Source organism: Myroides sp. LoEW2-1, assembly GCF_009767705.1.
Lineage (GTDB): Bacteria > Bacteroidota > Bacteroidia > Flavobacteriales > Flavobacteriaceae > Flavobacterium > Flavobacterium album_A.
Genome location: NZ_WSPP01000032.1, coordinates 1 through 12,557 on the forward strand (window position 1 = coordinate 1; position 12,557 = coordinate 12,557).

Consider the following 12,557-nt stretch of genomic DNA (forward strand, 5'->3'; position numbering starts at 1 on the left):
GATTGTGTTTTACTTCTTTAAACCCAACTTTTCTTAAAATATTGTTTAAAGCTTCTCCAAAAGGGAAATTTTTAGCTGAATCAGATAAATATTTATAAGCTTTTTGGTCTTTAGAAAATAATTTACCCATGAAAGGTAATATATTTTGAGTATAAAAGAAATACCCTTGCTTAAAAGGAAATTTAGTAGGCACAGAAGTTTCTAAAATAACGAATATCCCTCCAGGCTTTAAAACCCTAAGTATTTCCGATAATCCTTTTTCTAAATCTTCAAAATTTCGAATACCAAACCCTACTGTAATTGCATCAAATGAATTATCTGCAAAGGGCAAGTTTTCAGAATCTCCTTGAATCATTTCTATTCTATCTTGTAGATTCAATGCTTTTACCTTTTGTCTTCCAACTTCTAACATTCCTGCAGATAAATCTAATCCTGTAATTTTAGTTGCATCGGATTTTGATAATAAAATGGCTAAATCACCTGTACCAGTAGCAATATCTAAGATACTTTCTGGTTTCGTATCCGCCACCATCTTCAAAACTTTACGTCTCCATCCTTGATCTGTTCCTAAGGAAATCATTCGGTTTAGGTTATCATAGTTCCCTGAGATGTTATCAAACATCTGTTCTACTTGTTGTTTCTTTCCTAAGTTAGATTCTTTATATGGAGTTATTTCTTTTGACATTGTAATGAATTTTGAGCAAATATAATTATTTAAAGACAAATACAGGGTTTCGTTAGTAGGATTAATTTTACGGGGATAAAATAAAAAAGTCTTAGTTTAACTAAGACTTTTTATATTGTTAATCTACATACATATGATAGTATTCTCCTCCTACAAAATCCAATGCTTTGCCTTGTTTGAAGCCTAACCTTGTGTACAGTTTCATCGCCCCTGGATTCTCCAAATCGACTATTAAGCCAACTTGTTTAAATCCTTTTTCTTTAGCAAAGTCAACTGCAAACTTAAGTAAATGACTTCCTACTCCTTTGCCTTGTACTATAGGCGATACAGCTACAGTGTCTAGGTAAAATTCACTGCCTTCTGTTTCAGGTTCTGGAGTCATATCGTTGTTGTATTGTTTTTTCATTAATTCTAAAACAGGCTCTCTTAACTTATAAAAATCATCGCCATTATATCCTGTTACAGACCCGACTACATTGTCATCTTCATCTACAGCTACAAAAGTATTTTCATAACTATATAAGTTATTTGGCTTTTTGAAAAGAATAGTTAGAAAGTTGATTGCTTCTTCGATGTCTTGTTTTTGAATAAAGCTAAAAACAATATCTTCCATTGCTTGTAACATTAATTCAGGTACTACATCATAGTCTTCTCTTTTAGCTGCTCTTATTTTGTATTGCATTTCCTATTAATTTAATTCATAGGCAAATGTACTAAAGTAACGAGAATTTATTCTCTTAATTTTTGTTTCTCTTGCCATTCTCTTTCTTTGATGACCTTATCCCATACCTCACTTGCGTTTTCGATGCCAATTTCTTTAGGGTCAAAAATAGGGTCTTTACCTTCTTTTCTTTGTTTTATATAGTCGTTAAGAGCCCTTAAAGCTGGTTTGTATAGCAGTAGAATTGCAATTATATTAATCCAAGCCATAGCTCCAACACCTATATCTCCAATGTCCCATGCTTTGCTCGGTTCACTTATAGAAGCGTAGTAGACGAAAACTAAAATAATCAGACGCATTGCCCATCTTAATACCAAGTTTTTCTTTTTACTTAAGTATTCGAAATTGGACTCAGCAATGAAGATGTAGGACATAGTTGTCGTTATCGCAAAGAAAGTTAGCGCAATAGCTACAAACTTACTTGCAAATAAGGGGAATTGCGTAGCAATGGCATTTACTGTATATTCAGATCCTGGCTCGACTCCTGGGATATTCTCTATAATAAAACCACCCATACCGTCAGCTACATTGTATTGATTGGTAAATAAAATCATCAGAGCTGTAGCTGTACAGACAAAAAGGGTGTCTATGTAAACAGAGAAAGCTTGTACTAATCCCTGTTTGACAGGATGCGATGTTTCAGATGCAGCTGCAGCATGAGGCGCTGTTCCTTGACCTGCTTCATTTGAGTATATACCTCTTTTTACACCCATCGCGATTGCTGCTCCAAATACTCCTCCAAAGGTTGCTTCCATATTGAAAGCTGAACGAAATATTAAACCAAAGATATGGGGTACTTCTTGTATGTTTATTCCTATGATTACTATGGCCATTGCGATATATGCAACTGCCATAAAAGGGACAATTACTTGTGCGATACGACCTATCTTTTTTGCACCTCCAAAAACCGTTAGTGCTAAAAATATACAGATAAAAATACCGGTGATCCATTGAGGAATATCAAAAGCATGTTGGATGCTAATAGAAATACTGTTGCTTTGAATACTCGGTAGGAAAAGTGAACAACTGATTATAGTGATGATTGAAAATGTCAAGGCAAAAGCTTTACTCTTTATCCCTCTTTCGATGTAGAATGCAGGACCCCCACAGTATTGACCGTTCTTTTCGACTTTATATATTTGCGCTAAAGTCGATTCTATGAATGCTGATGCACTTCCGAGAAAGGCAATCATCCACATCCAAAAAATGGCTCCTGGACCTCCAGCTGCAATGGCTGTCGCTACACCTACTATATTTCCTACACCCACTCGTCCTGCAATTGCTATACTGAATGCTTGAAAAGGACTTACTCCTTTATCAGAGGAACCTTCTGTAAACAGCAATTTGATCATATGCCTAAAGAAGCGAACTTGTACAAATTTGGTGCGTATACTAAAGAATAAACCTGCAATGAGGCATAAGGCAATAAAAACATTTGACCAGATTAGGTCATTTAGTAGTTTGATGATTTCTTCCATTGTGTTGTTTGTGCTTTTTGTTGTGTGTGGAGAACACCTCTTTTTGTATTAAGCTAAGATGTACTCATTTTTAGATTTGTGGAATTTAAGGAAATTTTAAGTATTGAGTCCTGTTGATATTGTCTTTTTTTAAATTTAAAATGATTCTTGCTAATATTTACGATACAAATAGACTTCTATTGATGTAGTATTCTCTTTTAGGTATGTAAGAAAATCGGTTGAATATTGACAGAAATATTTAGCTTTGAACAGACAGAAATAGATAAACTAAAAGCTTATGTCACACATAGATTACATTAGGCGTTCTGAGGGAATGTCATTAGAGGAGATCTTATTAATGCGCATTACTATTGTCTTAGAGACCTTTGAGAAGGTGAGTCAGCAACACAAGTGGGATTATGCTTATGCAGAGGGGAAGTGGACTGTAAAAGAGTTAGTACAGCATTTGATAGATTGTGAACGTATTTTCAGTTATCGCGCTTTGCATATTGCTCGTCAAGATAACAGTGTTTTAAGTGGATTTGATGAGAATGAGTATGTTGATCAAGCCAAAGGAGAGAATAAAGAGCCACAGGACTTAATAGAGGAATATATTACACTGCTAAAGAGTGTTTATTATCAATTTAAAGGTTTTACAACAAATGCTTTAGCATTACAGAATAAAGTAGCAGATTACGTTATTACGGTAGAAGAGATAGGTAGGCTTAATTACGGGCATACACTGCATCATATCGACGTGCTATTAGAAAGATATTTAGAGTAGATATAAAAAAAGAGCCACTCATTGAGTGGCTCTTTTACAATAATATTTTATTAGTAGCGGATGCTAAATAAACCTTCAGCTTTATTTTCAAGGTTGTCAAAGCGATCTTTACACTCTTGAATTAATTTAACTGCTGCTGCTTTATCTCCAAATCCGTCAGTAGTAACTTTTTTATTCTCTAAGTCTTTATAAACTTTAAAGAAATGTTCAATTTCTTTTTTGAAATGTTCGTTTACATCATTAATGTCGTTTAACTTGTTCATTAATGGATCTGAAACAGGAACACATAAGATTTTTTCATCTTGACCTTTATCATCAGCCATATAGAAAACACCTATTGGTTTTACTTCAACCACCATTCCTGGTAATGAAGGTTCAGTGAACATAACTAATACGTCTAATGGATCTCCGTCTAATGCTAATGTTTCTGGAATAAAACCGTAATCAGCTGGATATCTCATGTTTGAATATAACAATCTATCAAATCTCAAGCGTTTTAAATCGAAGTCATACTCGTATTTATTTCTGCTCCCTGCTGGAATTTCAACAAAAGCATCAAAAGTTTCAAATGTACTCATATCTTTTATTTTTTTAACTCATTCAAAATTGGTTGCAAAAGTACTCTAAATCATTGTTTCTAACAAGTTTTAAGATAATTATTAGAAATAAATTGCGAATGAACCTCTTACAGCAAATTTACGTGAGTCAGGCATATCTAAATAGTTTCCTCTCCAGCTAAAGTCAAGTCTGAATATTTTGAAAATGTTACCGATAGCAAAATAATATTCATAATATATGTCTTCTGGTGCTTTGTATTGAATACTTGAAGCATTTAAGTCGATATTTCCTTGAGATATTTTTCCATACATCCCTCTAACTCCAACTATTTCACGAAGGTTAAAATCTCTCAACCAAGGAATACGCGAGAATAATCTTCCCCCAAAATTGTGCTCTAAGTGTAGTGATGCATATTCATCAGTTACAAACTCATAGTAATTTAGGTTGGCAAACGTATTTTGAATATTAAACCACGATTGGTTTCCAGGTACAACATTTAAAAGCCCCAAAGGTACTTCTCCAAATGTTTTACCTACTTCCAATATAGGTGTTAATGTACCAAAACCACCTAATAGTAAAGGCTTACTTACATACAATTGAAGTTTCTCATATTTAAAATCACTATCTAAGACCCCTTTAAGCCCTTGAGTATAGCGCAAGTATAATCTTAAGTATTTATTGTCTATATCAGTTCTGTCAACTCCATAGCCTACTGTTTTTCTACCAGGGGTATATTCAATCGATGCCATTATTTCAGATTGCTTGGTTTCATCTGCTATAATGTTGTTTTCTTTATCGACATAGTAATCTAAGTTAAACTGATCTGATGCTGCTCTTAGTGTTTTGAAACTAAAGGTCGTTTCGAATTTTAAATTCTTAACAGGCTCAATTTCTAACCCTAAAGTAGATAAATTGATTTTGGTAAGTTTCGTATTATCTCCACTTGCAAATAGAGAGCTGGATGCAAAACTTCGGCCCAAGACATCTTTAGATTCGGTTAAACTAACACCTATTTGTTCGATATCTCGTCTATTTCCTCCATATAGAATCAATCGGGTATCGTTGTCAAGTAGCACACGTCCACTAACACCATATTTGAATTGATTGTCTTTGAAGCCATAAGCACCATAACCTTCTAATCGCCATTTATCGTTTGGACCATAATAGGTACGCCCTCCAGTTCTAAGTCTTAACCCTTCTATATCATTGTATCCAAAGGTTGAAAAGATGGGACCATAATCAAATTTGTACTTGTCAATATGGTAGTAGTTTCCGATAATGGTAGAAGTCAAGTCAAATAGCATTCTGAATTTTGGTACAGTTTTTAAAGTATCTAACATTTTGTAGACACCAAGCTCATCTTTACTCAAAGGTTCAAAACGATAGGATTTCCAAAACTCATCATCTCTTTTATACATCGACTCATCGAAGTAGTTTACTTTTTCTGCATAGAACTCATCAGGATGTTTTATATCAAACTTGTGGTTTTTGTAGATTGAGGTTCTCTTTCCATAAACACCTTTGGAACTCTCTTTTTTTGAAAGTGCAAAGTCGGACATAAAGTGATCTCTTGTCAATAAGAATACCGAGTCATTTACCACTTCAAACTCTTGTTCTATGTAAATATCTTTTACCCAGTTAATGTTGGCATCTTTACTGGCTTCCATTGCTATTTTCTTAATAGCAAAAGTGGAGTCATTCACCCAAAAATCCCCCTTAAAGGTTAATTCTCCTTTTCTACGAGGATAGTAAACAATATTATAACACCATTTGTCTTCTATAAAGGCACTATCAGCTAAAACATAGTTATATACATTAATCCCTGTTCTCGATAGTGGGCTAACGAAATCTTTGTCAAATATTTTGATGTAATTGTTATAGATATTGTATTCTGCGTAAAGGTCTTTTACGAAGGCAATGATGTGTTGATTTGTGTCAAATCCAGAGTTTTTATTACCCAGCGACTTTTCTCTTTTTCTGTTGTTGTCATTATCACCATAGACTTGAGCAATGTTCTCATTGATGAAAATCGGTAAATAGGTTTTTCCAGTTACCTTAGAAGTATCCATTTGCTTAAAAATAAACTCCATACCGCGGAATAACTTTTTATTTTGATAAGCACTGTCTATACTATTTAAGTCAAACTCTATTTTTTCGTATTTGTCATATTCATAACGGGCGAACATATTCAGACCATTTTTTCGTTTTCGCTCCCAAATTTTTCTGAGAATATCGATCGCTGGATTGTTCTTCTTTGATGTTTTACCTACGAATATTTTTACTTCTCCCAATAAGTTATCGAGTTCAAGTACCACATTCATATTGAGATTAGTTCGTTCTGTCAAAGGAATCTCAAGTGTTTTATATCCAACAAATGAAATGACTAACGTAGTGTATGATTTTGCAGATTCAAGGTAAAATTTACCGTATTCGTTTGCGACTACTCCTTCAGTAGAGTTTTTGAAGTAAACGCTGGCATATGGGACTTCTTGATTATTACTATCAATGATTTTTCCACTTACCTTGGTTTGTCCCCAAGTAATTAAAGGAAATAGTATAAATAGTAACAGAAACTGGATTTTATTTTTCATAACTACAATATATATAAAAAAAACACTCCATCTTAACTAATGTTAAGATGGAGTATTCAAATATACTTTATTTTTTACTTATAAAGAACTTTTTTCACTGCATTTACAACGTCGTTAGCGTTTGGTAACCACTCTTCCAACAATACTGGTGAGTATGGTGCAGGAGTGTCAGCAGTAGTAATTCTTTGTATAGGAGCATCTAAATGATCAAATGCTTGTTCTTGTACTAAATAAGTGATTTCTGAAGAAATACTTCCAAATGGCCAAGCTTCTTCTAAGATTACTAAGCGATTTGTTTTCTTTACAGAGTTTAATATAGCTTCTTGATCTAAAGGACGAACTGTACGTAAATCAATGATTTCACAAGATATACCTTCTTTTTCTAATTCATCAGCAGCTTTGTATGCTTCTTTAATGATTTTTCCAAATGAAACTATAGTAACATCTTTACCTTCTCTTTTAATCTCTGCAACTCCTAATGGAATAGTGTATTCTCCTTCTGGAACTTCTCCTTTATCTCCATACATTTGCTCAGACTCCATAAAGATTACAGGATCGTTATCGCGAATAGCAGATTTTAGTAAACCTTTTGCATCGTATGGGTTAGATGGAACTACTACTTTTAATCCAGGTACGTTTGCATACCAGTTTTCAAAAGCTTGTGAGTGTGTAGCACCTAATTGACCTGCAGAAGCAGTCGGTCCACGGAATACAATTGGAATGTTGAATTGACCTCCTGACATTTGACGCATCTTAGCCGCGTTGTTTATGATTTGGTCGATTCCTACTAAAGAGAAGTTGAATGTCATAAACTCAACAATTGGACGGTTTCCGTTCATGGCAGAACCTACAGCAATACCAGCAAAACCTAATTCTGCAATCGGAGCATCAATTACACGTTTAGGACCGAATTCGTCCAACATACCTTTAGAAGCTTTATAAGCACCATTATATTCTGCTACTTCTTCACCTATTAAATATATTGATTCGTCGCGACGCATTTCTTCGCTCATGGCTTCACATACCGCCTCTCTAAATTGAATCGTTCTCATAATTTTACTATTTTCCGTAATTAATTTACTGAAAGCAAAAGTATAAAAAAATATCTTTATCTATCGTATCTAATCTATTGTTTTGTATATTTTAAGACTTATTCATTTCTTTTAGAAGGTATTGTTTTATTATTTTCACTATCTATCTGTTTTTTATTCATTTTGACTACTTATTTCCCTGCCTTAAGTATTATTTTTCGATAATGGTTTTCAGTATGTTTTTGAATGGATAGTGTCGCTTTTAATTTGGTTCTGCGGTATTCTTTTACATTTGAGATTCCATTTGTAACCATTCCTCGTATTTTAACCTTGTCACTACTTCGATTCGATCATCTTTGAAGTATTTGTCATATCTATTGGGTGATTTATAAGCAAATGTAAACCCACATTTGGCTTGGGCGCGAAGTGATTTAATGTTTCCCTCATAGAATCCACACCACAAGTCAGTCATCTTTAAGCTTGTAAAAGCGTGTCTAATCAGTGCTTTTAACGCCTCTGGAATATATCCTTTTCCCCAATGTGGAACACCCACCCAATAAGCTACTTCTGCTTCGTGATTGGAGATGTCAAAGTTGCTATTCTCGCCAATTAGCAATCCAATACAGCCAATGGCTTCATTTGTTTCTTTTAATGCAACCGCGTAGATTTCAGGATACGCAAACTCCTTTTTGATTATTTCTCTACTTTCGTCTACACTTTTGTGTGCTGGCCAACCTGCTGGTGGGCCTACATTTTCGTCTTGAGCATATAGGTATAAGCTCTCAGCATCTGACTCTAACCACGGACGTAGTATCAGTCTTTCTGTTTCTATTTTCATTTTAATCTGTTTTGTACTTCTTAACTTTTACGTTCGAAGTTGTTATAAATTATCTGAGGCAAATGTAGGAGGAGGTGTTCATTTCTTGTATAGGTTTATTTGAGAAGAAAATGTAATTTTGAAAACTATATTGCTTATTCAGAGTGTTTTTTTATTATAATTGTGTGATAATAGAAAGTTTTTTAAAAGATTTATGCAAACTATTAAGTGTTCGTACGGTGTAGAGGTTGGCCAGCTGACAAGTGACGATTTGTCTAATTATCCCTTGGTGTTACCTTATTTGGCAGTCTTCTATGTGGAAAAGGGTGAGGTAGATTTCAATATTGATTTTAAAAATTTTTCTCTTTATGAAGGGGGTGTTGTGGTGGGGGGAGAAGATAATATTGTTTCTCTTTCCAATCCCAGTGACGATGTGGTCATAGCGTATTATTTTGTAGAAAGAGATTTTGCTTCAAATATAGCCTATGTTTTGCCTAATGAGCTGTTTGGTTACTTACACTACAATCCTGTTATGTATTTGGACAGTGAAAAGAAACGCGCTTTTGCCATTTGGAGAGATTTGTTTTTGTATTGTATTCAATTGCCTAATCTCAAAGCAGAGAAAATTATCTGCAATCAATTTCAAAGTTTATTCTTAATTATGACTGAATGGGTATGTTTTAATGAATTTGTCATTGAGAAAAATTACAGCCGTCAAGAAGAACTCTGTTGGAAATTTTGGGATTTGATTACACAATATTCTAAGGAGTATAGGGAGGTGTCTTTCTATGCTGATAAATTATCTATTACACCCTATTATCTCTCTCAAATATCAAAGGAGTTTCTCCACTATAGCCCCAAAGAGCTTATAAATCGTCAAGTTGTTTTAAATATCAAGCATTATTTAGCGAATACAGATTTGAGTGTTAGTCAAATCGCTGATGAAATGAATTTTGTAGATCCATCTTATTTAGGGAGGTTTTTTAAAAGGGAGACTAATTTGAACCCTTTAGAGTTTAGAAAGAAGTAGATTAACGAATGTGACTTTAGCTAAAAAAAAGAAGCTTCTCTTGAGAGTTATCTCTCAAGTAGAAGCTGTCTTCGTAATTTGCATTAATATTTAATAATCCCACAAATCTAAATCAATTCGACTTTGACCTTCGTACTCTAATGAGAAAGGTTCACCTTGCAGCGATTGACACTTGGTTACTACCTTGCCAGAGATCATGTTCTTTTCATTTGGATCTCCTAAGTTTAGGTTTATTTCTACATCTTGTCTTGTGTACCCGTATATTTCAAATGTTTCTAAATGGTGTACGCGCAATGAGGTCTGTAGAATATTATCTTTTTTAGGTAATTCGAAAGAGTATTTATCTCCTTGGATAAGGTGTGCTGGAGTGAAGAAAATAGAAAGAGCAGCTATTTTTTCATCGTTGTTAATGGATGAAAGTATCCACCCTGCCATTTGTTTTGTGCTGGTCTTGTCCTGATACATACCTTGCAAGGAAAGATGACTTTCTTGTATTTCGTAAGTCTTACCTTTGAATATAAAAGTTCCTTTGCCTTGTGTTTTATCATCAGGAAGGGAAAGCACTTCGACTCTTACTTCGTTACTGTTTTTATAGCCTTCTTTTTTAGCTATAAATTTATATTGTCCTGCTTCTGTCGGAGTCCACTTATTGTTTTTAAGAACGGTTCCCTCAGCTGTTAGCACCTCCGCTTCAATATCCTGACCTTCACTATTTATAGTTTTAAAGTATATTTCTTCGCCTATGTATATCGTATCGAAGTTTACTGAAAGCTTAAGCTCCTTTAACGGTGGATTGACTACTGGGGCCGCTGTTGTATCACTGTCATCACTACTGCAAGAGAATAGGACAGTTGCCAATGCGAATCCACTTAATAGAGCAATGGTTTTTTGTAAATATTTCATAATATTAGTTCTATAAAGGTGTTTACTTTTATGAATCAGTCCAATTTTGCAAGTGTAAGTGATGTAACCCTCTGTATTCTAATGAAAAATCTTCTTGATTGACATTTGTACAAGTCGTTTTGATGTATCCTGAAGCAATTTCTTCGTATTTTGTTTGCTCTAATTTTGCTTTTATAGTGACATTCGTTCGAGTGTAATATATCTCTGAGGCATCTTGGAATATAGATAGCATTGTAGAGGTTATATTAGTTTCGTTTGGCAATTGGTACATTTCTTTACCTTCAGCTGTTGTGATAATGGGGGTGAAACATATTGAAAGTACAGATAATCCACTTTCGTTGTTTACCGAATCTATAATCCATCCTGCCTCAAAAGAGTTATCGTCAGATTTGAATTTCCCTTCAAAAGAAAGTGTACTCTTGTCTATGGTATAGGTTTTACCTTTGTAGGTAAAGGTTCCTTCTCCTTTTACTTCTGGTTCTTTTTCTTCTTCCTTCTCTTTTTCTTTCACTGTAATGGAGATTCTCTCACTGGTTTGAAAACCTTTTTTACTTGCAGTGAAGTAAAATATTCCGGCTTTTACAGCTGTCCATTTGTTATTGGCAATTTGTTCCCCATCGGCAAGTGTTATGATTGCGTCATTTACGGGTTTGCCATCTGCGAAAATGCTAAAGGTAATGTCTTGATCAACAGTTATCTCATTTGAAGATGCCGTTAAATGTAACTTTGGCTCTTTCTTATCTGTGTCTTTGTTATCGTCGCTACTACATGATGTAGCTAAGAAACACAAGATACTCAAGCTTGCTATATATTTTAAAATTTTCATAGATGTTTCATTTAAGTAAGTAGTTATTTACTTATTAATCATTTTTTGTTTTTTATTCGTGTACTGTTCTTTCGTAGTTGTGTGTTCCTTTGTAATTTAATTCAAATGGTTCACCACCTAAGTCTTCTATTGCTATTTTTATATTACCAGGAACTATATTGTTTACATTGATAGCGCCAAACTGTGCTTCAACTTCGATACCCATTACGGCAAGATCTATCACAGACTGCGTAGTTTCATCTATTACTGTAAGCATTAGTCTTGATATATTTTTAGTTGTTGGCATTTCAAATGTGTAGTTTCCATCTTTGCCCTCAGCTGCAGGTGTAGCAAAGAAAGTGTAAACACTAATGTTCTTTTCAAGGTCTTTCGATTGTAATATCCATGTTGCAGTAGGGTTGCTACTCGAAGATATTCCCTGTAGTATTAACTTGCTACAGTTAATTGTATAGGTTGCACCTATATAAGTGAAGCTGCCTTCTCCTTTTGCTTCCGCATCTACTTTTTCTGTAACAATTATCTCTAAAGGAGTACTATCGATAAATCCTTCTTTGCTTGCAATAACTTGAAAAGTTCCTTCTTCAGTTGGAATCCACTTATTGCTGTTTATTTTTTCTTTGTTTAAGATTTCTAAAGTAAAATCAGATATTCCTTCTTCTTCAGCTGTTACTGTGAATAAAACTTCTTCCCCATTTTCAACAGTTGTTTTATTCGCTGTAAGTATGAGTTGTGTCTTTTCTTTTGTGACAACAATAGAAATTTCATTGCTGTTCTCAAATCCTTGTTTTTGGGCTACAAATGTAAAAGTACCAGCAGCTTCGGGCTTCCATTCCCCTGAAGTAAGCGTTTCTCCGTCTTTTTGTTTAACAAGGGCGTCAGTGATAATTTGATCGTTAAGTTTGACAGTGAATTTAACGGTTGTACCAATAGTGGTAGTTTCGTGATCAGCAGTTAAAGTCAACTTCTGTTTGTCTGCAGGAATAGTTGTTTCATTGTCATCACTTGAACAGGATAGAAACAAAAAAATCACAGCAAATAAGCTTGATAGGGTAAATAAATTTTTCATAATGTTTAATGTTGGTTGGTTTATATTATTTTTTTAAGCTTATGGTTTTCTATACTTGTACTTAGTGAATAATAAGGAAGTAGTATTC

At 34.1% G+C, this 12,557-nt stretch carries 12 protein-coding genes; 2 read left to right on the top strand and 10 right to left on the bottom strand.

Translation table 11 applies throughout. The annotated features are described in order from the left end of the window. The 3 genes from ubiE to GOQ24_RS02855 form a co-directional block, all read right to left on the bottom strand. The coding region (gene ubiE, locus GOQ24_RS02845) for a bifunctional demethylmenaquinone methyltransferase/2-methoxy-6-polyprenyl-1,4-benzoquinol methylase UbiE (protein ID WP_160339062.1) at positions 1–685 on the bottom strand (685 nt) is incomplete at its 3' end. A 118-nt stretch (positions 686–803) separates the two neighbouring features. After that, the gene (locus GOQ24_RS02850) at positions 804–1,367 is read right to left on the bottom strand and encodes a GNAT family N-acetyltransferase (RefSeq protein ID WP_155091135.1); all 564 of its coding nucleotides are present in this window, start codon (positions 1,365–1,367) and stop codon (positions 804–806) included. A 47-nt stretch (positions 1,368–1,414) separates the two neighbouring features. Continuing rightward, the gene (locus GOQ24_RS02855; RefSeq protein WP_155091134.1) at positions 1,415–2,884 is read right to left on the bottom strand and encodes an alanine/glycine:cation symporter family protein; all 1,470 of its coding nucleotides are present in this window, start codon (positions 2,882–2,884) and stop codon (positions 1,415–1,417) included. A 277-nt stretch (positions 2,885–3,161) separates the two neighbouring features. Here GOQ24_RS02855 and GOQ24_RS02860 point away from each other — a divergent pair, with 277 nt between their 5' ends. Next, positions 3,162–3,647 carry a DinB family protein gene (locus GOQ24_RS02860; RefSeq protein WP_155091133.1) on the top strand — a complete coding sequence of 162 codons (486 nt, stop codon included), beginning with the start codon at positions 3,162–3,164 and terminating at the stop codon, positions 3,645–3,647. Between the two features lie 50 nt (positions 3,648–3,697). Here the strand turns inward: GOQ24_RS02860 and GOQ24_RS02865 are convergent, their stop codons facing one another. The 4 genes from GOQ24_RS02865 to GOQ24_RS02880 form a co-directional block, all read right to left on the bottom strand. Then, positions 3,698–4,225, bottom strand: coding sequence for an inorganic diphosphatase (locus tag GOQ24_RS02865; protein ID WP_155091132.1), 528 nt, complete (start codon positions 4,223–4,225; stop codon positions 3,698–3,700). Between the two features lie 81 nt (positions 4,226–4,306). Next, positions 4,307–6,796, bottom strand: a complete 2,490-nt coding sequence (locus GOQ24_RS02870) for a DUF5686 and carboxypeptidase-like regulatory domain-containing protein (RefSeq protein WP_160339063.1) — start codon at positions 6,794–6,796, stop codon at positions 4,307–4,309. A gap of 74 nt (positions 6,797–6,870) precedes the next feature. Beyond that, positions 6,871–7,848, bottom strand: a complete 978-nt coding sequence (locus tag GOQ24_RS02875) for a pyruvate dehydrogenase complex E1 component subunit beta (protein WP_155091130.1) — start codon at positions 7,846–7,848, stop codon at positions 6,871–6,873. Between the two features lie 265 nt (positions 7,849–8,113). Beyond that, positions 8,114–8,665 carry a GNAT family N-acetyltransferase gene (locus tag GOQ24_RS02880; protein ID WP_155091129.1) on the bottom strand — a complete coding sequence of 184 codons (552 nt, stop codon included), beginning with the start codon at positions 8,663–8,665 and terminating at the stop codon, positions 8,114–8,116. 193 nt (positions 8,666–8,858) lie between these two features. Between GOQ24_RS02880 and GOQ24_RS02885 the strand changes: the two genes are divergently transcribed. Next, a complete protein-coding gene (locus tag GOQ24_RS02885; protein ID WP_160339064.1) occupies positions 8,859–9,674 on the top strand; it encodes a helix-turn-helix domain-containing protein in 816 nt (271 codons plus the stop codon). A gap of 90 nt (positions 9,675–9,764) precedes the next feature. Here GOQ24_RS02885 and GOQ24_RS02890 read toward each other — a convergent pair whose 3' ends face one another. Genes GOQ24_RS02890 through GOQ24_RS02900 form a run of 3 tightly spaced genes read right to left on the bottom strand, consistent with a single transcriptional unit; the run spans position 9,765 to position 12,469 of the window. Further along, positions 9,765–10,577: a hypothetical protein gene (locus GOQ24_RS02890; protein WP_155091127.1), complete on the bottom strand. Its 813-nt coding sequence runs from the start codon at positions 10,575–10,577 to the stop codon at positions 9,765–9,767. A gap of 28 nt (positions 10,578–10,605) precedes the next feature. Continuing rightward, positions 10,606–11,403, bottom strand: coding sequence for a hypothetical protein (locus tag GOQ24_RS02895; RefSeq protein WP_155091126.1), 798 nt, complete (start codon positions 11,401–11,403; stop codon positions 10,606–10,608). A gap of 52 nt (positions 11,404–11,455) precedes the next feature. Next, on the bottom strand, positions 11,456–12,469 hold the full coding sequence (locus tag GOQ24_RS02900; RefSeq protein WP_160339065.1) for a hypothetical protein: 1,014 nt from the start codon (positions 12,467–12,469) through the stop codon (positions 11,456–11,458). Positions 12,470–12,557 lie beyond the last annotated feature (88 nt).